Source organism: Novosphingobium sp. PP1Y (assembly GCF_000253255.1).
Lineage (GTDB): Bacteria > Pseudomonadota > Alphaproteobacteria > Sphingomonadales > Sphingomonadaceae > Novosphingobium.
Window position 1 is genome coordinate 449,470 of sequence record NC_015580.1, and the last position, 25,183, is coordinate 474,652.

At 65.1% G+C, this 25,183-nt stretch carries 24 protein-coding genes and 1 tRNA gene; 20 read left to right on the forward strand and 5 right to left on the reverse strand.

Annotation, left to right across the window (positions count from 1 at the left end; translation table 11 throughout):
* The first annotated feature begins 50 nt into the window (after nucleotides 1-50).
* The 3 genes from ppa (at nucleotide 51) to PP1Y_RS08315 (ending at nucleotide 2,495) form a co-directional block, all read left to right on the forward strand.
* Complete coding sequence (ppa, locus tag PP1Y_RS08305) at nucleotides 51-587, forward strand: inorganic diphosphatase (RefSeq protein ID WP_007012444.1); 537 nt, start codon at nucleotides 51-53, stop codon at nucleotides 585-587.
* Between the two features lie 409 nt (nucleotides 588-996).
* Nucleotides 997-1,629 carry a DUF1326 domain-containing protein gene (locus tag PP1Y_RS08310; RefSeq protein WP_013831835.1) on the forward strand — a complete coding sequence of 211 codons (633 nt, stop codon included), beginning with the start codon at nucleotides 997-999 and terminating at the stop codon, nucleotides 1,627-1,629.
* Nucleotides 1,629-2,495: a DUF2182 domain-containing protein gene (locus PP1Y_RS08315; protein WP_013831836.1), complete on the forward strand. Its 867-nt coding sequence runs from the start codon at nucleotides 1,629-1,631 to the stop codon at nucleotides 2,493-2,495. The genes PP1Y_RS08310 and PP1Y_RS08315 overlap by 1 nt, the downstream gene beginning before the upstream one ends.
* A 25-nt stretch (nucleotides 2,496-2,520) precedes the next feature.
* Here PP1Y_RS08315 and PP1Y_RS08320 read toward each other — a convergent pair whose 3' ends face one another.
* The gene (locus PP1Y_RS08320; protein ID WP_013831837.1) at nucleotides 2,521-3,975 is read right to left on the reverse strand and encodes an NAD-dependent succinate-semialdehyde dehydrogenase; all 1,455 of its coding nucleotides are present in this window, start codon (nucleotides 3,973-3,975) and stop codon (nucleotides 2,521-2,523) included.
* Between the two features lie 226 nt (nucleotides 3,976-4,201).
* On the opposite strand from PP1Y_RS08320, the gene PP1Y_RS08325 reads away from it, so the two are divergent.
* From PP1Y_RS08325 to PP1Y_RS08370, 10 genes are all read left to right on the forward strand, one after another.
* Entirely contained in the window at nucleotides 4,202-5,221 is a 1,020-nt protein-coding gene (locus tag PP1Y_RS08325) for a DUF2889 domain-containing protein (RefSeq protein WP_013831838.1), read from the forward strand.
* A gap of 187 nt (nucleotides 5,222-5,408) precedes the next feature.
* Nucleotides 5,409-7,010, forward strand: coding sequence for a carboxyl transferase domain-containing protein (locus tag PP1Y_RS08330; protein ID WP_013831839.1), 1,602 nt, complete (start codon nucleotides 5,409-5,411; stop codon nucleotides 7,008-7,010).
* A gap of 5 nt (nucleotides 7,011-7,015) precedes the next feature.
* Nucleotides 7,016-8,869, forward strand: a complete 1,854-nt coding sequence (locus tag PP1Y_RS08335) for an acetyl/propionyl/methylcrotonyl-CoA carboxylase subunit alpha (RefSeq protein ID WP_013831840.1) — start codon at nucleotides 7,016-7,018, stop codon at nucleotides 8,867-8,869.
* Entirely contained in the window at nucleotides 8,869-9,321 is a 453-nt protein-coding gene (locus PP1Y_RS08340) for a MaoC family dehydratase (RefSeq protein WP_013831841.1), read from the forward strand. The genes PP1Y_RS08335 and PP1Y_RS08340 overlap by 1 nt, the downstream gene beginning before the upstream one ends.
* Before the next feature lie 72 nt (nucleotides 9,322-9,393).
* Nucleotides 9,394-9,981 (forward strand): TetR/AcrR family transcriptional regulator, encoded by a 588-nt coding sequence (locus PP1Y_RS24645; protein WP_013831842.1) that lies wholly within the window; start codon nucleotides 9,394-9,396, stop codon nucleotides 9,979-9,981.
* A 132-nt stretch (nucleotides 9,982-10,113) separates the two neighbouring features.
* Nucleotides 10,114-10,749 (forward strand): Dabb family protein, encoded by a 636-nt coding sequence (locus PP1Y_RS08350; protein WP_041559210.1) that lies wholly within the window; start codon nucleotides 10,114-10,116, stop codon nucleotides 10,747-10,749.
* A gap of 41 nt (nucleotides 10,750-10,790) precedes the next feature.
* The gene (locus tag PP1Y_RS08355; protein WP_013831844.1) at nucleotides 10,791-11,987 is read left to right on the forward strand and encodes an SRPBCC family protein; all 1,197 of its coding nucleotides are present in this window, start codon (nucleotides 10,791-10,793) and stop codon (nucleotides 11,985-11,987) included.
* 36 nt (nucleotides 11,988-12,023) lie between these two features.
* Nucleotides 12,024-12,326, forward strand: coding sequence for a putative quinol monooxygenase (locus PP1Y_RS08360; protein ID WP_013831845.1), 303 nt, complete (start codon nucleotides 12,024-12,026; stop codon nucleotides 12,324-12,326).
* Between the two features lie 43 nt (nucleotides 12,327-12,369).
* Entirely contained in the window at nucleotides 12,370-13,425 is a 1,056-nt protein-coding gene (locus PP1Y_RS08365; protein ID WP_041558691.1) for an NADP-dependent oxidoreductase, read from the forward strand.
* Complete coding sequence (locus PP1Y_RS08370) at nucleotides 13,418-13,915, forward strand: nuclear transport factor 2 family protein (RefSeq protein ID WP_013831847.1); 498 nt, start codon at nucleotides 13,418-13,420, stop codon at nucleotides 13,913-13,915. Before PP1Y_RS08365 ends, PP1Y_RS08370 begins: the two co-directional genes overlap by 8 nt.
* A gap of 20 nt (nucleotides 13,916-13,935) precedes the next feature.
* Here PP1Y_RS08370 and PP1Y_RS08375 read toward each other — a convergent pair.
* Nucleotides 13,936-14,009 (reverse strand) — tRNA-Gly (locus PP1Y_RS08375).
* 116 nt (nucleotides 14,010-14,125) lie between these two features.
* Nucleotides 14,126-15,517: a class II fumarate hydratase gene (gene fumC / locus PP1Y_RS08380; RefSeq protein WP_013831848.1), complete on the reverse strand. Its 1,392-nt coding sequence runs from the start codon at nucleotides 15,515-15,517 to the stop codon at nucleotides 14,126-14,128.
* A 182-nt stretch (nucleotides 15,518-15,699) separates the two neighbouring features.
* On the opposite strand from fumC, the gene PP1Y_RS08385 reads away from it, so the two are divergent.
* From PP1Y_RS08385 to PP1Y_RS08400, 4 genes are all read left to right on the forward strand, one after another.
* Nucleotides 15,700-16,413, forward strand: coding sequence for a pirin family protein (locus tag PP1Y_RS08385; protein ID WP_013831849.1), 714 nt, complete (start codon nucleotides 15,700-15,702; stop codon nucleotides 16,411-16,413).
* Nucleotides 16,414-16,480: 67 nt separating this feature from the next.
* Nucleotides 16,481-17,377: a pirin family protein gene (locus PP1Y_RS08390; protein WP_013831850.1), complete on the forward strand. Its 897-nt coding sequence runs from the start codon at nucleotides 16,481-16,483 to the stop codon at nucleotides 17,375-17,377.
* Between the two features lie 29 nt (nucleotides 17,378-17,406).
* Nucleotides 17,407-17,793 carry an OsmC family protein gene (locus PP1Y_RS08395; RefSeq protein ID WP_013831851.1) on the forward strand — a complete coding sequence of 129 codons (387 nt, stop codon included), beginning with the start codon at nucleotides 17,407-17,409 and terminating at the stop codon, nucleotides 17,791-17,793.
* 25 nt (nucleotides 17,794-17,818) lie between these two features.
* Nucleotides 17,819-19,078 (forward strand): bifunctional alpha/beta hydrolase/OsmC family protein, encoded by a 1,260-nt coding sequence (locus PP1Y_RS08400; RefSeq protein ID WP_013831852.1) that lies wholly within the window; start codon nucleotides 17,819-17,821, stop codon nucleotides 19,076-19,078.
* 30 nt (nucleotides 19,079-19,108) lie between these two features.
* Here PP1Y_RS08400 and PP1Y_RS08405 read toward each other — a convergent pair whose 3' ends face one another.
* Both PP1Y_RS08405 and PP1Y_RS08410 read right to left on the reverse strand, forming a co-directional pair.
* Entirely contained in the window at nucleotides 19,109-20,161 is a 1,053-nt protein-coding gene (locus tag PP1Y_RS08405) for a tyrosine-protein phosphatase (RefSeq protein ID WP_013831853.1), read from the reverse strand.
* Between the two features lie 17 nt (nucleotides 20,162-20,178).
* Nucleotides 20,179-22,788, reverse strand: a complete 2,610-nt coding sequence (locus PP1Y_RS08410; protein WP_041558692.1) for a TonB-dependent receptor — start codon at nucleotides 22,786-22,788, stop codon at nucleotides 20,179-20,181.
* 319 nt (nucleotides 22,789-23,107) lie between these two features.
* Between PP1Y_RS08410 and PP1Y_RS08415 the strand changes: the two genes are divergently transcribed.
* Genes PP1Y_RS08415 through PP1Y_RS08425 form a run of 3 tightly spaced genes read left to right on the forward strand, consistent with a single transcriptional unit; the run spans nucleotide 23,108 to nucleotide 25,162 of the window.
* The gene (locus PP1Y_RS08415; protein ID WP_013831856.1) at nucleotides 23,108-23,524 is read left to right on the forward strand and encodes a secondary thiamine-phosphate synthase enzyme YjbQ; all 417 of its coding nucleotides are present in this window, start codon (nucleotides 23,108-23,110) and stop codon (nucleotides 23,522-23,524) included.
* Nucleotides 23,525-23,543: 19 nt separating this feature from the next.
* Nucleotides 23,544-24,398: a cytochrome b/b6 domain-containing protein gene (locus PP1Y_RS08420; protein WP_013831857.1), complete on the forward strand. Its 855-nt coding sequence runs from the start codon at nucleotides 23,544-23,546 to the stop codon at nucleotides 24,396-24,398.
* Nucleotides 24,395-25,162: a molybdopterin-dependent oxidoreductase gene (locus PP1Y_RS08425; RefSeq protein WP_013831858.1), complete on the forward strand. Its 768-nt coding sequence runs from the start codon at nucleotides 24,395-24,397 to the stop codon at nucleotides 25,160-25,162. The genes PP1Y_RS08420 and PP1Y_RS08425 overlap by 4 nt, the downstream gene beginning before the upstream one ends.
* Nucleotides 25,163-25,183 lie beyond the last annotated feature (21 nt).

Genomic DNA, 25,183 nt, shown 5'->3' on the forward strand with positions numbered 1-25,183 from the left:
GTAATCGTACCGCGGTCAGCGGACTCACGTCTGCACAAGTAAGGAATAGTATGCGCATCGACATGATTCCCGTCGGCGACAATCCGCCGGAAAGCCTCAACGTCATCATCGAAGTTCCGACTGGCGGCGAACCCGTCAAGTACGAATTCGACAAGGCCTCCGGTGCCCTGTTCGTCGATCGTATTCTGCATACGCCGATGCGCTACCCGGCCAACTACGGCTTCGTGCCGCACACCCTGTCGCCCGACGGCGACCCGCTCGATGCGCTGGTCGTTGCCCGCTCGCCCTTCATTCCGGGCTGCGTCGTGCGCGCCCGTCCGATCGCCGTCCTCAATCTCGAGGACGAACATGGCGGCGACGAGAAGCTGGTCTGCGTGCCGGTGGACTCGACTTTCCCGTACTACTCGGACGTGAAGGAAAAGACCGACCTTCCCGAGATCGTGTTCAGCCAGATTGAGCACTTCTTTACCCACTACAAGGACCTCGAGAAGGAAAAGTGGGTACGCGTCGGGACCTGGGGCGATGCCAACGAAGCGCGGAAAATCGTCGTTGAGGCGATTGAGCGCTATAAGGAATCCACGCGCTAAGCGGCTCTTCTGAGTCGCGCGGACAGCACGAGTTCCACTCCCCCATGTGGAACGGGGGCCGACGGTGCAAATCGTCGGCCCTTTGTCATTCTGGAATCGTGGTTTTTTGCTTTTGAGTTGCCGCGGGAGCTTCCCGGCGCGGCCTTTCTGCCCTCGTTGAGGCGGGCGGGCGCAGGCCAGAAATCGTCCCAAATGCCGATGGCCGAGTCGACGCAGGAAGCCCCGCTCGCGGGCCGCACGATGGCGATTGCGCCCCGAATTTTCATGAAAATGCCGGCCTCGGGGCGGGTTCTGTCGGATTACCTCGGTCGGGACTGCAAATAGCGTCCGAAGCGGGGCAAATCGTGCTAGAAGAGGTTTCCCAAGCGCGCCGATCAGCGCGTCTGCATTGCTTACGGGAGATGAAGCAATGGCATACTGGAAACTCAAGGGACGCGAACTCGCCAACTGCAATTGCGAGTATGGCTGCAACTGCCAGTTCGGCGGCCTGCCGGACAAGGGCAACTGCCAGGCCGTCTTCGCCATGGCGATAGATCAGGGCATCCACGGCGACACCGACCTTTCTGGGCTCAACATCGCGGCGGTCTTTTCCTGGCCCGGCCCCATCCACGAAGGCCACGGGGAATGCGCTGCCTTCGTCGATGAACGGGCCACAGATGCGCAGCGCAATGCCCTCCTGACGATCATGACCGGGGGCGACACCGATCCCTTCGCTACCGTCTTCGCCGTCTTTGCCTCGACGATCGAGACAATGCACCCGCCGGGCTTCGTGCCGATCGAGTTCGATGTCGACGTCGACGGGCGCACGGGGCGGCTGCGCATCGAAGGGCATGTCGAAATGGACGGCGAGCCGATCCGCAGTCCGGTCAACGGCGCCGAAGTGCGCGCCCGCATCAATCTGCCAGATGGCTTCGAATATGAGATCGCCGAAATCGGCTCGGGCTCCAGCAAGTCCTTTGCCCCGATGAAGCTGGAACATTCGCACAGCTACGGCCAGTTCGCGAACCTGCATCTCGATAGCCACGGGGTCGTGCGCGCCTGATGGCGACCGCCCTTGAGGCCATGCTGGCACGGCATCGCGCCGTCACCGTCGCCATGCTTTTCCTTCTGACGGTCCTTGCGTGGATATGGCTGGCGACCGGGGCGGGTTCGGGCATGGTCCCGGGCCTGTCGTTTCCTGCGATCATGCCGGCCAGCAGCCCGTCGCCGGAGATGATGCGGGGCCTCGACAATGCCATGGGCGACCGCACGGGCGCATCGATGGGGGCGATGCCGGGGATGGCCGCAGCCGCTGCGCCTTGGGCCCTGCCGCGCTTCCTGCTCACCTTTGCGATGTGGTGGGTGATGATGGTGGCCATGATGCTGCCGTCCGCGGCCCCCACCATCCTGCTCCATGCCCGCGCCGGAAACGCCTCGGCAACCGGATCGCCGCCAGCGACCGGCACCTTTCTCGCCGGCTACCTGCTTGTCTGGGGTCTGTTCTCGCTCGCCGCAACGGTCCTGCAGATGGCGCTTGAACGGGCCGGGATCATGGCCGGGATGGACATGGTCTCGGTCAGCCGACCGTTTTCGGCCGCCGTGCTCGTCCTTGCCGGGCTCTACCAGCTATCGCCGTTGAAGGAGGCATGCCTGCGCCACTGCCGCAATCCCGCCCGGTTCCTGGCCCGGCACTATCGCCCCGGGCAGACGGGCGCATTGCGCATGGGGCTGCTGCACGGGGCCTGGTGTGCCGGATGCTGCTGGCTGCTGATGGCGCTGCTGTTCGTCGGCGGGGTTATGAACCTCGTCTGGATCGCGTTCCTGACGCTTGTCGTGGCTGCCGAAAAGCTGCTCCCCGGCGGCCGCGGAATCGCGATCGCCGGAGGGCTGGCCTGCATCGCCTGGGGCGCGTGGATCGTCCTCGCGTGACCTGAGGCGTAATCTCGACCTTGGGTCAGGCGCTGGGCTGGATGCCCATGCACAGGTACTTCACTTCCATGAAGTCATCGAGGCCGTAGTGCGAACCCTCGCGGCCGAGTCCCGATTGCTTGACCCCTCCGAAGGGGGCGACTTCAGTGGAGATCAGGCCGGTGTTGATGCCGACCATGCCCGCCTCCAGCGCTTCGGCGACGCGCCACACGCGGCTGAGGTCGCGTGCATAGAAATAGCTGGCGAGGCCGAATTCGGTGTCGTTGGCCATGGCGATGGCGTCCGCCTCGTCCTTGAAGCGGATAACGCCGGCGAGCGGGCCGAAAGTCTCTTCGCGCGCGATCTTCATGTCGGGCTTCACCCCTGCGATCACGGTCGGGTTGAAGAAAGTGCCGCCCAGCGCATTGCGCTGGCCGCCGGCCAGAACGGTGGCGCCGCCGGCCTTGGCGTCTTCGAGGTGTTCCTCGACCTTCTCAACCGCCTTTTCATCGATCATCGGACCGATGTCGGTGCCGGAGTCCATGCCGTAGCCGACCTTCATCGCAGAAACCCGCCTGGCCAGCTTGTCGACGAACTCGTCATAGACGCCGTCCTGCACGTAGAAGCGGTTGGTGCACACGCAGGTCTGGCCGCCGTTGCGGAACTTGGAAATCATCGCGCCGTCGATCGCGGCATCGACATCGGCATCGTCGAAGACCAGGAACGGCGCATTGCCGCCCAGTTCCATCGAGCACTTCTTGATCGTCTCGGCGCTCTCTCGCAGCAGGTCGCGGCCGATCTCGGTCGATCCGGTGAAGGTGATCTTGGCGACCTTGGGATTGCCGGTCAGTTCCGAACCGATCTGGCCCGCGCTGCCGGTGACGACATTGACGACGCCGGCCGGAATGCCCGCCATCTCGCACAGCGCGGCAATGGCGAGCGCGGAGTATGGCGTGGCCGACGCCGGCTTGATGACGATGGTGCAGCCCGCCGCCAGCGCCGGGCCGAGCTTGCGGGTGATCATCGCATTGGGAAAGTTCCAGGGCGTGATCGCGCCCACGACGCCGACGCCCTGCTTGATCACGACGATGCGGCGATCCGCGGCATGGCTGGGGATGACGTCGCCATAGGCACGTTTGCCCTCTTCGCCGAACCATTCGATGAACCCTGCGCCATAGGCGATTTCGCCCTTGCCCTCGGCAAAGGGCTTGCCCTGTTCGCGGCTGAGCAGTTCGCCCAGGTCGTCCTGATGCTCCATCATCAGTTCGTAGAGCTTGCGCAGGAGCTTGGCGCGCTCGCCCGCGGTCTTGGCGCGCCAACCGGGCAGGGCCGCTTCCGCGGCATCGATGGCGCGCGCGGTCTCGTCCTTGCCCATCTTGGGTACGGTGCCCAGCACCTTGCCGCTGCCGGGATCGGTCACTTCGAAGGTGGCCCCTGAATCGGCATCGCACCACTTGCCGTCGATGTAGCACTGCTGCTTGAGGAAGTCGGTGTAGGCCATGCTTTCAGGTTCCCTGTTCTTCGTCGGCCCCGACAGGCAGGGCTGGTTATTTTCAAGATCGATAGGGTGGCGAATACCTCGTGGCAACCGCTCAGTGCTGCTAGGTCGCAGCGCCGGCCCGGCGATTATAGGACCTGCTTTCCTTCCTGGAAGTTACCGGTACGACAATTTCCGATCCGGCGGGGCGGGCTTGATCGAACCGGGAAAGCAGGACACGGGGGACAGCATGACCGTTAACCGTTTGCCCCCGCCTCCGCGCACCACTGCCAATCCTGCCCCGATCAGACCTGCGGATTCGGTGCGCCGCACGAGCAGCATCGATGTTTGCTGGCCCAATGGGCTGGACGGCGAACGCCTGTTCGTTGGACGCGCGCGCGATCTTGTCACGCCGGCATCGGGGGATGCAGGACAGGTCTGCGCCGAAGGTTTCTTCGAAGCGCGCATCGGCGATGACAAGACGATCCGGTCGATCGTTGCCGATGCGGGCTATCCCAAGATCGGTCAACTGGTCGGGGAACGCGGCGGAGGCCATCTGCGCATGGTGCTGGCAGAGCGCATGCCCGAGCTGATCGCCGGGTACGATCCGCTCTACCTGACGCTCGACGACATATCTGGTACTGCGCTGGTCTCTGCCTTCGCGCGATTGCAGTGGGCGCCGGAACTGGTCGCACGGCACCGCGAGCAGCTGGGCGAGGATGCCTATCGCAAGCAGCTGGAGCAGCGCATCGATATCTGCTGGGGGCTCAAGGAAGGGCACAGCGGCGTCTCGCCCGAGGGTTCGCCCTATGCGGTTGCCGATGCCGACGCAGGCCACTTGCGCAACCCCGCCGATCCCGAAGGCTGGCACGCGTTCCCCGAAACGGAGGGCGCCGGGTTTCGCCGGGCGCGTCGCATCGATGTCATGCGCGACCGCACAGCCGGGGTCATCCGGGTGGACTCCGCCTTTCAGGACAGTGCCAGGCTCAAGCAGGGCGGCCGCGTCGCCATTCACGAGTACAACCTGCGCGCCACGGTGGATATCGGGACGCTGGAGATCCTCTCCATCGAACCCGAAGCGCGTATTCTTCCCTTCTCGGAATGCCCCGGTGCGATCGCCAATGCCCAGAGGCTGGTCGGCAAGCGCATCGGCGACCTGCGCGACGAAGTGCTGTCCCTGCTGCGCGGCCCTGCCGGCTGCACCCACCTCAACGACGCCTTGCGCGCCCTTGCCGACATTCCGGGGCTGGTGGCGCACCTGCCGGGGTGAGACTGAGCGTCGCTCGCATTCCCCTCATTCCCTATGACGTCGACGATCATTCATAGACACTGTCTATAAAGTACCCCGGAAACTTTCAATTTCCCCACCGGTTTCGCCCTTGGTACATAGATGCCGCAAATCAGAACGAACCGGTGAAGAGGGTTATGCTCCCAGCAGCGACAAGGACGATCCGGGCATGAGTGCGCCTGTCCTCCAGACCAGCATCAATCTCGAAAGCCCCGAGGTCCGGGCCCGCGCCGCGCACAATCGCGCCTTGGCCGCCGAACTGCGTGACAAGGTCGCCCAGGCGGCGCTTGGCGGCAGCGAGAAATCGCGCCAGCGTCACGTCAGCCGCGGCAAGCTGCTCCCGCGCGAGCGGGTGGAGCGCCTGCTCGATCCGGGTTCGCCGCTGCTTGAACTCGGGCAGCTCGCGGCCAACGGCCTGTACGGCGAGGACATCCCGGGCGCGGGCCTCATCACCGCGATCGGCCGGGTTTCAGGCCGCCAGTGCATGATCGTGTGCAACGATGCGACCGTTAAGGGCGGGACTTACTACCCGATGACGGTCAAGAAGCACCTGCGGGCGCAGGAGATCGCGCTCGAGAACAACCTGCCGTGCATCTACCTCGTCGATTCCGGCGGGGCCAACCTGCCGCACCAGTCAGAGGTTTTTCCGGACAGGGACCACTTCGGCCGGATCTTCTTCAACCAGGCCAACATGAGCGCCAGGCGCATCGCCCAGATCGCCTGCGTCATGGGATCATGCACCGCAGGCGGCGCCTACGTCCCGGCGATGTCTGACGAGACGGTGATCGTGAAGGAGCAGGGCACCATCTTCCTGGCCGGCCCGCCGCTGGTGAAGGCGGCGACGGGTGAAGTCATCTCCGCCGAGGACCTGGGCGGCGGCGATCTCCATTCGCGCAAGTCGGGCGTGACCGACCATCTGGCCGACAACGACGAACATGCGCTGACGATCGTGCGCGACATCGTCAGCCATCTCGGCCCCGAGTACCTTCACGATCTGCGCCTGCAGGAGCCGCGCCCGCCCAGGTACGATCCGGAAGAACTCTACGGGGTGATCCCGGAGGACGTGCGCGCACCCTATGACGTGCACGAGGTGATCGCCCGCGTCGTCGACGGCAGCGAGTTTCACGAGTTCAAGGCGCTCTACGGCAGCACGCTGGTCTGCGGCTTCGCGCATATCCACGGGATGCCGGTGGCGATCCTTGCCAACAACGGCGTGCTGTTCTCCGAAAGCGCGCAGAAGGGCGCGCACTTCATCGAGCTGGCCTGCCAGCGCAAGATCCCGCTGCTGTTCCTCCAGAACATCTCGGGCTTCATGGTCGGCGGCAAGTACGAGGCAGAGGGCATCGCCAAGCACGGCGCCAAGCTGGTGACGGCAGTGGCAACCGCCAGCGTGCCCAAGATCACCGTGCTCATCGGCGGGTCCTTCGGCGCGGGCAACTACGGCATGTGCGGCAGGGCCTATGCTCCGCGCTTCCTGTTCACCTGGCCCAATGCGCGCATCTCGGTGATGGGCGGAGAGCAGGCGGCAAGCGTGCTCGCGACCGTCCACCGCGATGCCGACCAGTGGGACGAACGCGAGGCCGAGGCCTTCAAGGCGCCGATCCGCCAGAAGTACGAGGATGAGGGCAATCCCTACTACGCCACCGCGCGGCTGTGGGACGACGGCGTGATCGACCCGGCGCAGACCCGTGACGTGCTGGGCCTTGCCCTGGCCGCGGCGCTCGAGGCCCCCATGCCCGAAGCTCCGCAATTCGGCGTGTTCAGGATGTAATGGCCATGATCCAGTCGCTCCTTATCGCCAATCGCGGCGAAATCGCCTGCCGGGTCATTCGCACCGCGCGCGCGCTCGGCATCCGCACGGTGGCGGTCTACTCCGACGCCGATGCCGACGCACTGCACGTTCGCGAGGCGGAAGAAGCTGTCCACATCGGTCCGGCGCCGACGCGCGAATCCTATCTTGTGGGCGAGAAGATCATCGCAGCTGCCCGGCAGACCGGGGCCGAGGCGATCCATCCCGGCTACGGCTTCCTGTCCGAAAACGCCGCCTTCGCGCAGGCGGTGATCGATGCCGGGCTCATCTGGGTCGGGCCCAAGCCCTCCTCGATCACGGCGATGGGCCTCAAGGATGCCGCCAAGAAGCTGATGGCCGAGGCCGGGGTGCCGGTGACGCCGGGCTACATGGGCGAGGACCAGTCCACTTCCTTCCTCGCCGAGGAGGCCGCCAAGGTCGGCTATCCGGTGCTCATCAAGGCCGTCGCGGGCGGCGGCGGCAAGGGCATGCGGCTGGTCGAGAGCGAGGAGGACTTCGCCGACGCGCTGGTCTCCTGCAAGCGCGAAGCGGCGGCGAGCTTCGGCAACGACCACGTCCTGATCGAGAAGTACATCGCCAGCCCGCGCCATATCGAAGTGCAGGTCTTCGGCGACAGCCACGGCAACGTCGTCCACCTGTTCGAGCGCGACTGCTCCCTGCAGCGCCGTCACCAGAAAGTGATCGAGGAAGCGCCCGCGCCGGGCATGGATGCTGCGACCCGCGAGGCGCTTTGTGCTGCAGCGGTGCGTGCAGCAAAAGCCGTCGACTATGTCGGTGCTGGAACCATCGAATTCATCGCCGACGGATCGGGCAAGCTCTCCGCGGACCGGATCTGGTTCATGGAAATGAACACCCGCCTGCAGGTCGAACATCCGGTGACCGAGGCGATTACCGGCGTCGATCTGGTCGAGTGGCAGCTGCGCGTGGCCAGCGGCGAGCCGATACCGATGCGTCAGGAAGACCTCACCATAGACGGGTGGGCGATGGAAGCGCGCCTCTATGCGGAAGATCCCGCGCGCGGCTTCCTGCCGAGCATCGGCACGCTCGAATTGCTGCAGTTCGGCGAGGCGGAAGGCGCCGAGGGCTGGGGCCGCATCGATACCGGCGTCTATGAGGGCGCGGAAGTGTCGCCGCATTACGATCCGATGATCGCCAAGGTCATCGCCTGGGGCGAGGATCGCGACGAGGCGCGCGAGCGGCTGGGCGAAATGCTAGCCGATACTGCGGTCTGGCCGGTCAGGACCAATGCCTCCTTCCTGGTCCGCGCGCTGCAGCATCCGCAGTTCGTGTCCGGCGATGTCGACACCGGGTTGATTGGGCGCCACGGCGAGGCCATGGCGCAGTCCCCGGTGCCTTCGGACGAAGTGCTGCAGGCGGCGGCCAATGCCATGCTGCCGGTCACCGACATGGCCGGCTTCCGGCTCAATGCTGCACCCGCGCGTGCAGCATGGTTCCTGCTCGACGGCGAGAAGGTCGAGATCCCGCTGACCGGAGAAGGCAGCGATGAGCCGGTGCCCAGCGTACTGGTGACGGAGCAGGGCCAGGCCTGGTTGCTCTCGCCCTGGCGTCACGATGCAGCGCATGGCGCGGCCGACAGTTCCGGTGCGATCCACGCGCCGATGCCGGGCAAGGTGATCGCGGTCGACGTTGCGCAGGGCGACGTCGTCAAGCGGGGGCAGAAGCTGTTGACCCTTGAGGCAATGAAGATGGAACATGCCCTGACCGCACCCTTCGACGGGCTTGTCACGAAGATCGACGTCGAGGAAGGCGCGCTGGTGCAGGTCGATGCGCTGCTGGTGCAGATCGAGGAGACTGAGTAATGCCGGGCCGCTATTTCGACGAATGGCACGTCGGTGACAAGCTGACCCACCAGCCGAGCCGCACCGTTACCGAGACCGACAACCTGATGTTCTCGGCCATGACCCACAACATGCAGCCGCTGCATCTCGACGCGGAACTGGCGAAGAAGAGCGAATTCGGCCGCATCCTCGTCAATTCGACTTTCACCTTCAGCCTCGCCATCGGCCTGTCGGTTGCCGATACGACGGTGGGCACGCTCGTCGCCAACCTCGGCTTCGACAAGGTGGTGACGCCCAAGCCGACCTTCATCGGCGATACGCTCACCTGCACCAGCGAAGTGATCGAGTTGCGCGAAAGCAAGTCGCGGCCCGGGCAGGGCATCGTGGTCTTCCGCCATGAACTGACCAACCAGAAGGGTGAAGTCGTCTTGTCCTGCCAACGCAGCACCCTGCTGAACAGCAAACCGAAGTAGCCCCCGGACTTGACACCGGCCGGCCTGTGACCAAGGCGGGTGACATCAGGTGCAAGCGAGGGTGCGCGGACAATGCCGATCATGGTCGACAGGGAAGAGCGTCGGACCGCAGTGGTATCGATCGCCTTCGATCTCGTCGCTGAAAAGGGCATAGAGGCCCTGACCTTCCGCGAGATTGCCGCGGCCAACGGGTGCAGCACATCGATCGTCTCGCACTATTTCCGCAACAAGAACGAGCTGCTGTTCAAGGTCTACCAGGTCGCCAACTCCCACGCGAGCCAGCGACTCCAGGAGGCTCATGCCGCGGGACGTCCGCTGCTCGAATGTTTCGATGCGATCCTGCCCGTCTGCGAGGAATCACGGCGCAACTGGCGGGTATGGCTTGCCTTCTGGTCGCGCGCGCACCTCGAACCGGCCTACCTCGAAGAACGTCGCCGCGCTGCGGAAGACAGCCTGGCGCTTTACCGGGCGATGCTGGCTGAGCGCCTCGGCAGGCCGGAGTGCGATCCGCAGATGCAGGCCGCCGCCCGCCGGCTGATCGCCGCAATCGCCGGGATCGGGCTGGAAGCCTGCTTTGCGCCCGATGACTGGACGGTCGAGCAGATGCACGCAGTGCTGGCCGCCGTGCTCAGGGATCTCGGTCTCGCCGAGCGCGGCTGAAATCGGTGCGACCTGTTTAATCTGACAGGCGTCAGATGAAACGATCCGGGTTAGTCTCTTCGCCAACAACAAGGCCGGCCCCTGCCGCGAAAGGCAGGACTCAAAGGCGCGGCCGCAGCGATGGAGAGAGACGTGATCCGGCATGTCGTGATGATCAAGTTCAAGAAGGACGCCCCGCAGGAGAAGATCGACGTCTTCCTCGAAGAGGTGAAGAAGCTCTCGCACCTTAACCGCGAAGTGCGCGACTACAGCCACGGCCTTTGCGTCAAGACACGCTACCACTCGGGCGACTTCGACTTCGCCAATTGCTGCGACATCGACAGCTACGAGGCGATGGATCGCTACATGTCGCACTGGGCGCACCTGCGCATGACGCCCTTCCTTCCCGACATCCTGGAGAACATGATCTCCTTCGACTGGGAGATCGACTACCGAGGCCCCGACTTCGACGAGAAGCTCGCCGCCGAGGAAGCAGAGCGAGAGAAGGCCCGTGTGCTCAAGCTGCATGACGATGCCGACAAGGCCTACGTCCCCGAGATCCGCGGCCAGACCCGCGAGCGGGCAAAGGAAATGCTCGAGATGGTCGGCCTCTCGCTTGCAAGCGAAGAGGACGAGATCATCGGATCGGTCTGGGCGCCCAACCGCATCATGTTCCAGACTCCCGATCCCGACACCGAAGTGGTCCGCGGCAGCGAGGTGAAAATCGGCATTACCGGCAATTGGCTCACCGGCCCCGCTACGCCTGAAGGTGACGGCCCCGCCTGGTAACGATTGCCGGGGCGGCCCGGCGCGCGATGGGAGAAGGCGCGATGACCGAAATGCGCAAGGCTTACGGCGATGCGGCGGAAAAACTGCTCCACTTCGTCGAGTCGAAGACGACCGACCAGACCGGCTCTACCATGCAGGTCGCGGTCGAAAGCTACCTCGACCCGGATCAGTGGCAGCGCGAGATCGACCTGATCTTCAAGCGCCTGCCGCTGATGCTGGCGCTGACCGTCGAGATGCCCGCAAAGGGTGACTACAAGGCGATCTCGCCGATGGGCATGCCGGTCCTCCTGACCCGCGGCAGCGACGGCAGGGCGCGCGCCTTCCTTAACGTCTGCCGTCACCGGGCGATGAAGCTGGTGGATGAGGGCGATAACGGAGGAAGGGGCAATTGCCGCGCCTTTTCCTGCCCCTACCATGGTTGGACATATGCCAATGACGGGCGCTTGCTCGGCATCACCGAGGCCAGTACATTCGGCGATGTCGACAAGTCCACGCTCGGCCTGACCGAACTGCCCTGCGAGGAAGTGGCGGGGATGATCTTCGCGATCCTCACGCCCGGCATGCCCATTGACATGCCTGCGTTTCTTGGCGGCATGCTCGATGACCTTGCCGCGCTCAGGCTCGAGACATGGTACTTCCACAAGTCCAAGCCGATGCAGGGCGCAAATTGGAAAGTTGCCTATGACGGATATCTTGAGGGCTATCACTTCCAGGCCGCGCATCCTGAAACGGTCCTGCCGCGCACGCCGTCCAACCGCGCCTATTACGAGGCATTCGGTCCGCATATCCGCCTCTCCTACCCGCAGCATCGCATCGTCGAGCTGAAGGACCTGCCGCGCGAGGAATGGGGCGAGCGGGAGAACCTGAACTACGACTTCATCCGCATGCTCTTTCCCAACTTCGCGATGTTTCTCGCGCCCGAGATGTGCCAGGTCGCGCAGCTCTTCCCCGGCGATGCGCCGGGGCGCAACGTCACCATCATGAACTATATCTTCCCGACCGCCCCGGCGTCCGAAGCCGAGCGGGAGGAGCTCGACCGGATGAGCGACTTCTTCTTCGACGTCGTCGAGAAGGAGGACTATCTGATGGGCATGCGCGTGCAGCAGGGGCTGGAAGCGCAGCGCAGCGGGCACGTCACTTTCGGCCGCAACGAACTGGGCAACCAGTACTTCCACAAGTGGATCGCGCATTACCTGTCACAAGGGACAGTGCCCGAACCCTTGCTGCGCGCCGATTGATGGCGCCCGACAGAAAAAACGAGAGGGCCTGAAACCATGATCATCCTTGCCGGACACCTCAAGACGTCGCCGGATCGCGTCGACGAGCTGGCCGAAACCCTGCGCGGTCTCGTCGCCGCGACATTGCAGGAGGACGGCTGCCTCAACTACCACTTCGCCGTCGACAGCCGGCAAGAGGGCACCGTGCTCGTCTACGAGCGCTGGCGCGACGAAGCGGCGCTGGCGGCCCACCTCGCGCAGCCTGCGATTCTCGGCGTCCTGGGCGACTGGGCCGACAGCATCGACACCTCGGGCGTGCGCAAGTTCGATGCGGACAGGGAGCGCGGCTTCGCCGACTGACGCAGCGCGCCGCCAAGCCAGAAAATACCGGGAGAAGACCGCCATGATGAACCGCCGTATCGTCCTCGAATCGCGCCCTACCGGCGTCCCCGTCCCGGAGAATTTCCGCATCGAGGAAGCGGAGCTGCCTGAACTCGAGGAAGGGCAGGTCCTGCTCGAGAACCGCGTCTTTGCCATCGACCCGGCCGTGCGCGGGATGCTCGACGACGTGAAGAGCTACTTGCCCCCGGTTCCGATCGGCGGACTGATCCCGACGATGGTGCTGGGCCGCGTCGTTCAGTCGCGCAATCCGGATTTCCGGGAAGGCGATTATGGCCGTGCCTTCATCGGCTGGGAAACCCATTCGATTATCGCGCCCGGCAGCGTCGCCTTCGAGAACGTGCGCGTGGCCGAGGACCTGCCGCTTACCGCCTACATGGGCGCGGCCGGCTGGTCGGGCATCACGGCCTATGTCGGGCTCAAGCGCTACGGCGAGATGCGCGAAGGCGATGAAGTGCTGATCAGCGCTGCGGCGGGCGCCGTGGGATCGGTCGCGGGGCAGGTGGCCAGGCTCTCGGGCTGCCGCGTCGTCGGCACGGTCGGATCGGACGAGAAGGCGCGCATCGTCACCGAGGAACTCGGCATGGACGGCGCCATCAACTACCGCGACTGCAAGGACCTCGACGCCGAGATCGCAAAGCACTTCCCCGATGGGATAGACCTCTATTTCGACAATGTCGGCGGCGTGACGCTGGACACCGTACTGCCCCGGATGAAGGCCTTCGGGCGCATTCCGGTCTGCGGCATGATCGCCAACTACAACCACCAGACCGATCCCTATCGCCTGCGCAATATCTGGCAGGTGCTGGTCAACCGCATCACCATGCGTGGCTTCCTCGCCTACGAGGCGACCGACATGCTGCACGAGGCCGAGGAAGCGCTGGCGCAGTGGATCCGCTCGGGCGACCTGATCGCGACCGAAAACGTCGCCACGGGCCTGGAAGCGACGCCCGAGGCGTTCATCCGGCTGATGTCGGGCAAGACCACCGGTAAAACGCTTGTGCGCATCGACGAGAGCGTCTCGACGCTGGCCGACTGGAAGGCCGCGGCTCATGCCTGAGGTGGCGCTAGCCGATCTCGTCGCACGGGCTCGCCTGACCGAACTGGTCGCCGAATACGGCAATCTGATCGACTGGATCGACTGGGGCCGACTCGATGCGGTTTTCTGGCCCGAAGCGAAGTTCGATTTCGGCATGTTCAAGGGCAACTTCGAGGAATACCGGGGCTTCGTGGCCCAGCTCGAGGAAAGCTACGCGCGCCGCCTGCACATGTTTGCCATACCTGCAATCACCCTGGCGGGCGAGTATGCGAGGATCGACGCCGGCTCTGTCATAGTGTGCCGCACCGACGATCCTGCGCCCGGCATCGACGACACGTTCTGGGGCCGCTACCTTTTCGAAGCCGAATGCCGCAAAGGCGAATGGCGACTGTCGAGCCTGACTTACGTGCTCAACCTGTTCGACCGGGCCGAGCGTGCAACCGATGATCGAACCGGACCGATGAATTTCGGCGACGGCCTGTCACCCAAGCATCCGTTTGCGACAAGATAAGAACAGCTACGAACCGGTAATGGAGCGGGTGAAGGGAATCGAACCCTCGTCGTAAGCTTGGGAAGCTTCTGCTCTACCATTGAGCTACACCCGCGTTTCGACGAAACGGTCCGTCTGGCGCGCGCCGGGAAGTCCGGGAACTTCCGCTGGGGCGGCGGGCCTAGTGCCATGGGTTTGGCCGGGTCGTCAACGGATCTCTTGCAGGTTGCTTCAACTTGGGCCGGTCATCGTTTCGGGGCGCACGATGCGGTCGAAGTCCTCGGCGGTGACGGCGCCGCTTTCCACGGCGGCCTCGCGCAGGGTCTTGCCGCTTTCCTGCGCGCTCTTGGCGATCTTCGCGGCGGCTTCGTAACCGATTTGGGGGGCCAGTGCGGTTACCAGCATCAGCGACCGTTCGACGCCTGCGGCGATGTTGTCCTCGCGCGGTTTCAGCCCCTCGAGGAGGTGTTCGCGAAAGCTTTGCGCGGCATCGGCGAGGAGGGTGATCGATTGCAGCGCGTTGTAGGCCATGACCGGGCGATAGACATTCAGTTCGAACTGGCCCTGACTGTCGGCGAAGGTCAGGGTCGCGTGGTTGCCGAAGACCTGGGTGCAGACCTGGGTCATCGCCTCGCACTGGGTGGGATTCACCTTGCCCGGCATGATCGACGATCCCGGCTCGTTGGCGGGCAGGGCAAGCTCACCCAGTCCCGCGCGCGGACCGGAGCCGAGGAAGCGGATGTCGTTGGCGATCTTGTAGAGCGAGGCCGCCAGCGTGTTGAGCGCGCCGTGGGAGAAGATCAGGGCATCCTGCGCGGCCAGCGCCTCGAACTTGTTGGGCGCGGTGACCAGCGGCAGTCCGGTGGTCTCCGCGAGTTCGGCGGCGATGGCCTCGGCAAAACCGACCGGTGCATTGATTCCGGTGCCGACCGCCGTGCCGCCTTGCGCGATGTGGCAAAGGCCCGGCAGCGTCGTCTCGATCCGGTCGATCCCGGCGCGCACCTGCGCGGCATAACCGGAGAACTCCTGCCCGAGCGTGAGGGGCGTCGCGTCCTGCGTATGGGTGCGCCCGATCTTCACGATCCGCGCCCATTGCTTGGCTTTGGCCTCCAGCACTTCGGCCATGGCGGTGAGCTGCGGTAGCAGCCTTGCGGTCAGCGCGTGCGCGGCGGCGATGTGGATGGCGGTGGGGAAGGTGTCGTTGGACGACTGGCTGCGGTTGACGTGGTCGTTGGGGTGGACCGGCTTCTGGTCGCCCGGCTGGCCGCCGAGCAGCTGGTTGGCGCGGTTGGCGATCACCTCGTTGACGTTCATGTTGGTCTGCGTGCCCGAGCCGGTCTGCCACACGACCAGCGGGAAGTGATCGTCGTGCTTGCCCGCAATCACTTCGTCGGCGGCCGAGACAATCGCCTCGGCCAGGTACGGGTCGAGCTTGCCCAGGCGCTGGTTCACGCGGGCGGCGGCCCGCTTGATCTGGGCTATGGCCTGCACGATCGCGAGGGGCATGCGCTCTCCCCCGATCCGGAAGTTCTCGAAGGAGCGCTGGGTCTGCGCGCCCCACAGCCGGTCTGCGGGGACGGCGATCTCGCCCATGGTATCGCGTTCGATGCGGGTCTCGGTCATGTCGGCTCCGTGGTGGAATGGCGTCGCTACCCCCAGCGTTCCACATGGGGATGGTGGCGGGAGTTTCATCATTTCCACTTGTTCGAACATCTTGGACGATTTTGTTCCAGTTATCCGTCTGGGTGGATGGCCATATATGGACCCTCGACCGGGCGGCCCCCGCTGCCCGCCGGAGACACACCATGATCGAACTGCGTCCTTTCGAAAGCCTTGGCGGTGCCAATCACGGTTGGCTCTATGCCAAGCACCACTTCTCCTTCGCCGGCTACCACGATCCGGCGCGGGTGCACTGGGGCAACCTGCGCGTCTGGAACGACGACACGATTGCGCCGGGCACCGGCTTTCCGCCGCACCCGCACGCCGACATGGAGATCGTCACTTACGTTCGCGAAGGCGCGATCACCCATGAGGACAGCCTGGGCAACAAGGGCCGGACCGAGGCCGGCGACGTCCAGGTGATGAGCGCGGGCACCGGCATCCGCCACTCGGAATACAACCTGGAGGAGGTGACGACCAAGATCTTCCAGATCTGGATCATCCCCACCCGCAGCGGCGATGCGCCGAGCTGGGGTGCGCGGCCCTTTCCCAAGGGTGAGCGTTCGGGCCGGTTCATCACCCTGGCCTCGGGCTATGACGGCGACGGCGATGCCCTGCCGATCCGCACCGATGCGCGGGTTGTGGCGGCCACGCTCAAGGCCGGCGAGACGGCAGAGTACCCGCTGGGCCGCGATCGCAAGGCCTATCTTGTTCCCGCGACCGGTCAGGTCCGTGTAGAAGGGGGCGAGAGCGACGGAGTCGAAGCGCGCGAGCGTGATGGCGTGGCCGTGAACGATGTCGAGGTCCTGCGCGTTACGGCGCTGGACGACAGCGAGATCGTCCTGGTCGACGCGGCCTGAAACCGATGAGAGAGGCGGGCGTGCATGGCGCGTCCGCCGATCCCTGCAGTTCCCGAGGAGAGTGCCCATGTCCATCCGTTCCACCGACATCGAAGGTGTCGATTCCGTCATACTCCCGCCGGTCCGCGATCTTGGCGACGGCTTCAAGGTCCGCCGTGCATTGCCTTCTGCCCACCGTCGCATGGTCGGCCCGTTCATCTTCTTCGACCAGATGGGCCCGGCGGCCTTCGACAGCGGCGAGGGCCTCGACGTGCGGCCGCACCCGCATATCGGCCTCGCGACCGTGACCTACCTGCTGGAAGGCGAGATCCTGCACCGCGATTCGCTGGGATCGTTGCAGCCGATCCGGCCCGGCGAGGTCAACTGGATGACCGCGGGCAGCGGCATCGTCCACTCCGAACGCACTTCCGATGAAGTCCGCGCAAGCGGCGGCAAGCTGTTCGGCCTGCAGACCTGGGTCGCCCTCCCGCTCGACCGCGAGGAAGTCGATCCCGATTTCTCGCACTACAAGGCGGACCGGATCCCGGTGACCGAGGACGGCGGCACCCGGTTGACCCTCGTTGCCGGAAGTTCCGATGGGCTGGTCTCCCCGGTGAAGACGTTCTCGGACATGGTCTATGCCGATATCGTCATGGCCGAAGGCGCGCGCTACCAGGTGAAGGCCGAGCATATCGAACGGGCGGTCTATGTCGTTTCCGGCGAGGTCGAGGTGATCGGGCAGACCGGTTCCTTTTCCACCGGCGAACTCGTGGTGTTCCAGCCCGGCGCGGAAGTCGTGCTCAGGGCCAGGGGTGCGGCGCGGCTGATGCTGCTGGGCGGCGAGCCGTTCCCCGAGGGCCGCAACATTTTCTGGAACTTCGTGTCCTCCTCGCGCGACCGGATCGAGCAGGCCAAGGAAGACTGGAAGGCGCAGCGCTTCGCCCCCGTCCCGGGCGATAGCGAATTCATCCCGCTGCCGGCCTGACCGCCGCACACCGCAAGGGAGCATTGCACATGGCACATGGAACTGCCCGCATCGGCCGCGATCGCTATCGTACCGAGATCGAAGTGAGCGGTCACGCCCTCGTGGCGGACGAAGGGTCCGGGCTTGGCGGCGCCAACACCGGACCGGCGCCCTACGACTATATCCTGGCCGGGCTCGGTGCCTGCACTGCGATCACGCTGCGCATGTATGCAGACCGCAAGGATTGGCCGCTCGAATCCGCCGATGTCGACTTGCGGCTGGTGGGCGGCAAGGAGGGCGCGCATATCGAGCGGACCCTGACCCTCACCGGGGCGCTGAGCCAGGACCAGCGTGCCCGGCTGGCCGACATAGCCGAGCGCACGCCCGTGACGCTCACGCTCAAGAATGGCATCGGCATCGAGACCACGCTGGCCTGACCGGCGGCGCGCTGAGGAGCAGATCATGGCTGCAAGGGCATTCGATTTCACCGGAGCCAATGGACATCGCCTGTCCGGCCGTCTCGACGTGCCGGACGGCCGGGCCCGGGGCTGGGCGATCTTCGCGCATTGTTTTACCTGCGGCAAGGACAACCTGGCCGCGGTGCGCGTGGGCCGCGCGCTGGCGGCGCAGGGCATCGGCGTGCTGCGCTTCGACTTTGCCGGGCTCGGCGCCAGCGAGGGCGAATTCGCTGCCTCCAGGTTCAGCGCCGATGTCGCCGACCTGATCGCCGCCGCCGAAGTGATGACGGGCGAGGGCATGGCGCCTTCGCTGCTGATCGGTCACAGCATGGGCGGCGCGGCGGCGATTGCCGCAGCGGGCCGGATCGCCTCGGTGCGCGCAGTGGCGACGATCGGGGCGCCATTCTCGCTGCAGGTGGCGATGCACCATTTCGGCGACGAGGCGCTTCTGGCGCTGGAGCGCGACGGGGAGGCCGATGTCCATCTGGCCGGACGTCCGTTCCGCGTCGGCAAGTCGATGGTCGAGGAATTGCGCGCAACCGATCTCGGCGCGGCGCTCAAGGCCCTGCGCAAGCCGCTGCTGATCATGCATGCCCCCTTGGACGATACGGTGCCGCTGGCGCAGGCGACCAAGATCTTCACTGCGGCGCTGCATCCCAAGAGCTTCGTGACGCTGGACGATGCCGACCATCTGCTTACGCGCAAGGGGGATGCGGACTATGTTGCGGGCGTCGTGCTGGCCTGGGCGGCGCGCTATCTCGACCTGCCGCAAGCGGTTCCCGCACCGCGCCCGAGCGAGGACGTGCTGGCCGAAGAAACCGGGGTGGGCAAGTTCCAGCTGGCGATCTCGGCGGGCGGCGCGCGCTTCCTCGCCGACGAGCCGCGCAATGTCGGCGGGCTCGGCTCCGGCCCTTCGCCCTATGACCTGCTTTCTTCTGCGCTGGCGGCCTGCACGGCGATGACGCTGCGCCTCTATGCCGATCACAAGGGCCTGCCGGTCACGCGTATCCGCACGGCTGTCGGCCATCGCCGCGAGAACGGGCAGGCGCAGCCCGATGTCTTTACCCGCCGCATTGCGATCGAAGGCGAAATCGACTCCGAACAGCGCCAGCGGATGCTTGAGATGGCCGAACGGTGCCCGGTTCATCGTACGCTGGAAAAGGGGGCGCGCTTCGACACGGTGATCGGTGAGCCGCCCGCTGCGGCCGAACCGGAATCGGCCCATGCGGCCGACATGCAGGTGGCGGTGGACGCCCGGGACTGAGACCCGGGCGCTCCGTTCCATAGCCTCCGTTCAGTCGAGCAGTTCGTGGCGCAGCTTGGCGAAGTCCGCGTCGGTCAGTCCGACTTCCTGCTTCAGGTAGCCTTCGGTCCCGCCGTACTGCTGGTCGAGATAGGTGAAGAACTGCGCAAGGTGCGAGGCCCCGCTCGGCGTGTAGAGCGGCTGGACGACCTGCCGCTGCTTCTCGTCGCCCGACATGTACATCGCGACGATGGGATTGTTCGGATAGTCCTTAGGATCGACTTTGGGCATCTCGAACTGCGGGCGGCGCAGCGCGGTCGAGAGGTGGTAGTCCTTGAGGATCGTCTCGCGGTCGACGCCCAGCAGGTCGTAGATCAGCGCAGTGGCGATCCCGGTGCGGTCCTGCCCGGCCGAGCAGTGGTAGATCACCGCACCCTCATCCGCCAGCAGGCGGCGGAACAGCGAGCGGAACTGGGGCACGAGCATCTTTTCCATGCCCTTGTAGGTGTTCTCGCCATCGCCGGCGCCATAGGCCGCCAGTAGCGGCTTGAGCGAATAGTCGTTGGCAAGGAACAGGGCGCCGGTGCGATCGTCGACGAAGTCGGGCGCGACTTCGCGTTCTTCGATGGAGCGCAGGTCGACGACGCTGTCGATGTGAAGCTGGTCGATCAGGGCATAGTCGGCATCGGAAAGCAGCGGCATCGCCCCCGAACGGAACGCCTTGCCCCAGCGAACCTGATGGCCGTCTTTGGTTACATAGCCGCCGATGTCGCGGAAGTTGCTGCCCTGCTGCAGTGGCAGCACGCGCTCGGCAACGACGGTCGAGTGGCCGTTCTCACCAAGGAGGATGACGTAGCGACGCGCGTCGGCGGGGATTGCCAGCTTCACCTTGCGCTCCTTGGCGGTGGCGGTGACGCGCCGGTCGCCATCGTCGATTGTCGTGTCGGCGCTGATCCAGATCGAAGCCGGGACCTCGTCGCCCCGATCAAGTTCGACGGTCTGCGCGTCGAGACGGGTGAGGGTCGCCATCTCCCGCGCGGACGCGGGAGAGGACGCCAGCACGGCGAGCGTGGCAATGAGGGCGGTGCAGGTGGTGTTACGCATGCGGATGTCTTTCTCGATCAGAAGCCGAAGCGCACGCCGAAGAGGTAGCGCGAACCGATGCGCTCTACTTCGGTCGGCGTTGCCGGGGTGTTGGCGTAGGCGATGTACGTTTCGTTGGTGAGGTTGGCGAGGTCGGCGAAGAGCGTGAAGTTCTCGTTCACCGCATAGCGCAGCGAAACGTCGAGGTTCTCGTAGCCCTGGCGGTATTCGCCGCTGCCAAGTCCGCCCAGCGTATCCAGCCAGTGCGAACGCCACTGGTAGCTGACGCGGCCGGAGAAACCGTACTTTTCATAGAACAGCGAGGCATTGGCGATCGTCTTCGACATGCCCTGGAAGGGAATGCCCTCCTGCGTGGGGGTATCGAAGTCGCCGTCGAGCAGGGTCAGGTTGCCCTGGAAGCCGAAGCCGTCGAGCGGTGCGGGCAGGAAGTCGAACTGCTTCTGCGCGTTGAACTCGACGCCGTAGAGCTTGCCGTGCTTGCCGTTGAAGGTGCCGCTGAGCAGGTAGCCCGAACGGTCGACGCCGCCGAAGCTGTAGAAGTCGGAGCCGACCGGCTGCTGGCTGGAGTACAGCACGTTGTCGACCCAGCGGGAGAAACCTGCAACCGATAGCAGGCCGTTGCCCGGCAGGTAGTATTCGACGCTGGCGTCGAGGCCCCAGGTGTACTCTGGCTTGAGCAGCGGGTTGCCGCCGGTGATTTCGCCAGGCGATGCCGTATCGTTGATCGAGGCGCCGACGCGGATCGCGCCGTAGGCCGGGCGCGATACGCCGCGTTGCCCGGCAAGGCGCAGAACCACGTCGTTACTGGCCTCGTACTTGAGGTTGAGGCTCGGGAAGAAGTCGGTCCGGCTCTTGTGGAAGGTGAGCGGCGTGTAGCCGCCGTCCGAAAGGACCGAGCCGGAATTGTCGAGCACGTAGTTCTCGACGCGCAGGCCGGCAATCGCGGTCAGCGCACCGGTTTCGAGCTTGGCCGAGACATAGCCCGCGAGCGTCTTCTCGCGCTGGGCGTAGCGGTCGCTGGCCGGAATGTCGGCCGCGGGATCGTAGAGCCCTGCGGTTTCCAGCCTGGCGAGCAGGCTTTCGATGTCACGGCGCATGGCGACATTGTCGACGTAATTCAACTGCAGGCCGAGCGGGAAGTCGGTGTCCCAGGCCTTGTCGGTGACGTAGCTGTTCACGTCGAACGGCTGGCCGACCATCGAGCCGAGCGCGCCGAGGAACGTAAGGTTGGAGAACGAGAAGTTGTTCCCGGCTATGTCGCGGTCGGCATAGAGCCCGCCGCCCGAAAGGGTCAGGTCGCCCATCTCCTTCGAAAAGTCGACCTTGGCGGTGTAGCTGTCCGAGACCGTCTCCTGTCTGGCGCCGATCATGTAGGTACCGGCGACCGAGAGGCTGGCCTGGTTGAACGCGCCGCCGTTCAGCGAGACGATCGGGAAGTTCGGATTGCTGGCATCGTAGGAGAACGAGAGGTTGTCGGCCCCGCTGGTCGAGGACTGGACGAGCGGCAGGTAGCTGCTGTTTTCGGTGCGGGTGTAGTTGAGTTTCACCGCGGCCGTGAAACCGTCGAAGTCGTCGTACTCGCCGCCGATCGTGCCGATGTAGTTGCGATTGCGGTATTCGCCGTAGTTGAAGCTGCCACGCATCGGTACGCCGGTCAGGTCGCCCGAAGAGAAGCCGCGGGTGCCGCCCGCTGCCTTGTCGAGCCGCAGTTCGTACTGGTTGCGCTGCTCGTCGTCGTTGAACTCGGAGAAGATCGCCTTGGCATAGATCCGCTGGCCCGCTTCGGGGCTGTATTCCACGGCGCCGAACAGGCCGTTGTTCCAGCGTTCGAGCTCGTACTGGCGGATGTCGAACTCGGTCGGGCCTTCGGCGTCGTAGGCTCCCACCTCGCGGTTGTCGGTGAGCTGCTTGCGGCGATAGTGCGAACCGCCCAGCACGAAGCCGAAGGTATCGTTGGACCATGAAAGCCGCAGCGAACCCTGGCGCTGTTCACCGCCGCCAAGGCCCATGAACCCATAGCCCAGATCGCCAGAGACGTGCAGGCCGCGCTGCTCCATCGGCGAATAGGTGCGCAGGTCGATCGTCGCGACGATGGCATCGGCCTGCATGTCAGAGGTCAGCGACTTGTTGACCACCATCTCCGAGAGCATCACCGCCGGGATCGCGTCGAAGCGGTATGCGCGGGTGTCGCCGCCTTCGTCGACGCCGACCATCGGGATGCCGTCGATGGAGACCGAGGTCCAGCGGTTTGGCGCGCCGCGCACCTGGATGTAGCGCTCCTGTCCCTGGTCGCGCTGCACGGCGACGGCGGGCAGGCGCGCCAGCGCGGCCGCGGCGTTCTGGTCGGGGAAGCGGCCCACGGCGTCGGCTGCGGCGATGTCGCTGAGATTGTCGGCCTTGCGCTTGGCTTCGACCGAGGCCTGCTGCGAGGCGAGGATGGTGCCGGTGACGATGATGGTGTTGCCGATTTCGCCGCCCGGGATCATGTCGTCCTGCGGCGAAACGCCCGCTTCGGCGGCGGCAAGGTCGGAAGCTCCGGAATCCGCGGCCCGCGCCATTCCGGCGCCGGATACTGCAATGGCCAGCGCGCTGGCGAGGCCCGCCGCGCGGTACGAAAGATGTTTCATCTGCTGGTCTTTCCCTGAAGTGATCTGTCTTCGGGGCGGCGCCTAGGAGGGGTTTGTGACAGGGCGCGAAAAGTTCAGGGACAGTTCGGTTTCAGATTTATAATAGTATTATGACAATTGCCTGTCCGACAGATGTCGGGAAGCTAACGATTTCCTCTGTTTACCAGTGGCTTGCGCCGTACATTCTGGCGGAGAGCGCCGACGCCATCGGGCGCCATTCTCGTAAAAATGATGTGGACTGCAAAAATGTGATGGCATTTGCACGATCGCGCGGAACCGGTTGAAAGCCAGCCGCGCCCAGCGCAGTATCGCCGCCTCCATGCAGCAGGTCACCACACTCCTTTCCATCGACACGCCCGGACGGGGCCTGACCGAAATCACGCGCGCAGTTGCCGAATGGCTTGCTGCACAAGGCGTGGATGAAGGGCTGCTGACCCTGCTGTGCCGTCATACCTCGGCGTCGCTACTGATCCAGGAGAACGCCGCGCGCGAAGTGCGCAGCGACCTGCTCGATTGGCTGGAGCGCCTTGCGCCTGAAGGCGATCACTACGCGCATGACGATGAGGGGCCCGATGACATGCCCGCGCACCTGCGCGCGACGCTGACCGGCGTGAACCTGTCGATCCCGGTGATCGGCGGGAGGATGGCGCTGGGCACCTGGCAGGGCATCTACCTTGCCGAGCACCGCCGCATGCCGCATCGCCGGCAGGTGGCGATCCACCTTCTGGGTCAATAGCCGAAAGGAGCCGGCAGGGATGGGAAAACTGGAATCACCCGAGCGCGCGCAAGGCGGAGACCTCGTGCGCCGCCATCGCCTTTCGACCCGCCTCTGGCACTGGATCAATGCCGTCACCTTGCTCGTGATGCTGATGAGCGGTCTGATGATCTTCAATGCCCACCCGCGGCTCTACTGGGGCGAATACGGGGCGAACTTCGACCGGCCCTGGCTCAAGATCGGCACCCTCCAGAATACCCGCACCGGCGAGTACAGCGGGTTTCTGCAGGTAGGCGACGCGCGGGTCGACACCACCGGCGTCCTCGGCCTGTGGGAGGACGGCGACGGGCGCCAGCAACGCTATGCCTTCCCGTCCTGGGTGACGATCCCTTCGCGTTACAGCCTGGCCGGCGCGCGTATCTGGCACCTTGCCTTCGCATGGGTGCTGGCTCTCGGGTTGCTGGCGTACCTGCTCTGGTCGCTGGTCAACGGGCACTTGCGGCGCGACATCCATATCACCCGCAGGGAATGGAGCCCGCGGCACCTGTGGCATGACGTGAAGCAGCACGCGCGCCTGCGTTTTCCGAAAGGCGCGGCGGCGCTGCGCTACAATGCCTTGCAGAAGCTCGCCTATGCCGGGGTCCTGTTCGGGTTGCTGCCCTTGATGATCGTCACCGGCCTTGCCATGTCGCCGGGCACCGATGCGTGGGCGCCCATCGTCACCGAACTGTTCGGCGGGCGGCAATCGGCGCGCTCGGTCCATTTCATCTGCGCCTTCCTGCTCGTGGCCTTCTTCGTCGTGCACATTGTCATGGTCGTGCTGGCCGGGCCCATCAACGAAGTGCGCTCGATGATTACCGGCAGGTACCGGCTGCCGAAGGAGAAAGGCCAATGAGCCGTCAGTTGATCCTTTCGCGCCGCACCCTGATCCGCACCGGGGTGGTCGGGACCGGCGGCCTGCTCCTGTCGGGCTGCGACAAGCTTTTCGAGAATCCCGCCTTTCGCTCCGCGCTCGAAAGCGGGGAAGACCTGCACAAGGCCAGCCAGCGCGCGCTGGGCCGCAATGCCCTTGCGCGTGAGTTCTCCGCCGGCGACATGTCGCCGGTGTTCCGCGCCAACGGCAGCCGCGAAGGCGCAGGCGAGGAATATCGCCGCCACCTTGCGCAGGGATTTGCGAACTGGTCGCTCAAGGTGGACGGGCTGGTCGAACGGCCGCTGGCGATCCCGCTCACCGCGCTGAGGCAATTGCCCCAGCGCAAGCAGATCACCCGGCACGACTGCGTCGAAGGCTGGAGCGCGATCGGCCAGTGGCAGGGGCCGCGCCTCGCCCATATCCTCGATCTGGCGCGGCTCAAGCCCGAGGCGCAATACATCGTCTTCCACTGCGCCGATCTCTATCGCGGGCGGCCCTACTACGAATCCATCGATCTCGTCGATGCATTCCATCCCCAGACGATCCTGGCCTGGCAGATGAATGGCAGGCCGCTTGAGCAGCAGCACGGTGCGCCGCTGCGCCTGCGCGTCGAAAAGCAGCTAGGCTACAAGCACGCCAAGTTCGTGACCCGCATCGAGGCGCGCGCGTCGCTCGATGGGCTCTACGGCGGCAAGGGTGGCTATTGGGAAGACCAGGGCGCCTACGCCTGGTATGCCGGAATTTGACGCCTTGGCCCGTGACGTAAT

Bases quoted from the DNA above. Each gene is read 5' to 3' on its own strand.
- PP1Y_RS08405 (WP_013831853.1), bottom strand. From the start codon at position 20,161: ATGCGTAACACCACCTGCACCGCCCTCATTGCCACGCTCGCCGTGCTG.
- PP1Y_RS24645 (WP_013831842.1), top strand. From the start codon at position 9,394: ATGCCGATCATGGTCGACAGGGAAGAGCGTCGGACCGCAGTGGTATCG.
- PP1Y_RS08400 (WP_013831852.1), top strand. From the start codon at position 17,819: ATGGCTGCAAGGGCATTCGATTTCACCGGAGCCAATGGACATCGCCTG.
- PP1Y_RS08335 (WP_013831840.1), top strand. From the start codon at position 7,016: ATGATCCAGTCGCTCCTTATCGCCAATCGCGGCGAAATCGCCTGCCGG.
- PP1Y_RS08330 (WP_013831839.1), top strand. From the start codon at position 5,409: ATGAGTGCGCCTGTCCTCCAGACCAGCATCAATCTCGAAAGCCCCGAG.
- PP1Y_RS08415 (WP_013831856.1), top strand. From the start codon at position 23,108: ATGCAGCAGGTCACCACACTCCTTTCCATCGACACGCCCGGACGGGGC.
- PP1Y_RS08420 (WP_013831857.1), top strand. From the start codon at position 23,544: ATGGGAAAACTGGAATCACCCGAGCGCGCGCAAGGCGGAGACCTCGTG.
- PP1Y_RS08320 (WP_013831837.1), bottom strand. From the start codon at position 3,975: ATGGCCTACACCGACTTCCTCAAGCAGCAGTGCTACATCGACGGCAAG.
- PP1Y_RS08340 (WP_013831841.1), top strand. From the start codon at position 8,869: ATGCCGGGCCGCTATTTCGACGAATGGCACGTCGGTGACAAGCTGACC.
- PP1Y_RS08325 (WP_013831838.1), top strand. From the start codon at position 4,202: ATGACCGTTAACCGTTTGCCCCCGCCTCCGCGCACCACTGCCAATCCT.
- PP1Y_RS08310 (WP_013831835.1), top strand. From the start codon at position 997: ATGGCATACTGGAAACTCAAGGGACGCGAACTCGCCAACTGCAATTGC.
- PP1Y_RS08365 (WP_041558691.1), top strand. From the start codon at position 12,370: ATGATGAACCGCCGTATCGTCCTCGAATCGCGCCCTACCGGCGTCCCC.
- PP1Y_RS08425 (WP_013831858.1), top strand. From the start codon at position 24,395: ATGAGCCGTCAGTTGATCCTTTCGCGCCGCACCCTGATCCGCACCGGG.
- fumC (WP_013831848.1), bottom strand. From the start codon at position 15,517: ATGACCGAGACCCGCATCGAACGCGATACCATGGGCGAGATCGCCGTC.
- PP1Y_RS08410 (WP_041558692.1), bottom strand. From the start codon at position 22,788: ATGAAACATCTTTCGTACCGCGCGGCGGGCCTCGCCAGCGCGCTGGCC.
- PP1Y_RS08395 (WP_013831851.1), top strand. From the start codon at position 17,407: ATGGCACATGGAACTGCCCGCATCGGCCGCGATCGCTATCGTACCGAG.
- PP1Y_RS08390 (WP_013831850.1), top strand. From the start codon at position 16,481: ATGTCCATCCGTTCCACCGACATCGAAGGTGTCGATTCCGTCATACTC.
- PP1Y_RS08315 (WP_013831836.1), top strand. From the start codon at position 1,629: ATGGCGACCGCCCTTGAGGCCATGCTGGCACGGCATCGCGCCGTCACC.
- PP1Y_RS08385 (WP_013831849.1), top strand. From the start codon at position 15,700: ATGATCGAACTGCGTCCTTTCGAAAGCCTTGGCGGTGCCAATCACGGT.
- PP1Y_RS08360 (WP_013831845.1), top strand. From the start codon at position 12,024: ATGATCATCCTTGCCGGACACCTCAAGACGTCGCCGGATCGCGTCGAC.
- PP1Y_RS08370 (WP_013831847.1), top strand. From the start codon at position 13,418: ATGCCTGAGGTGGCGCTAGCCGATCTCGTCGCACGGGCTCGCCTGACC.
- ppa (WP_007012444.1), top strand. From the start codon at position 51: ATGCGCATCGACATGATTCCCGTCGGCGACAATCCGCCGGAAAGCCTC.
- PP1Y_RS08355 (WP_013831844.1), top strand. From the start codon at position 10,791: ATGACCGAAATGCGCAAGGCTTACGGCGATGCGGCGGAAAAACTGCTC.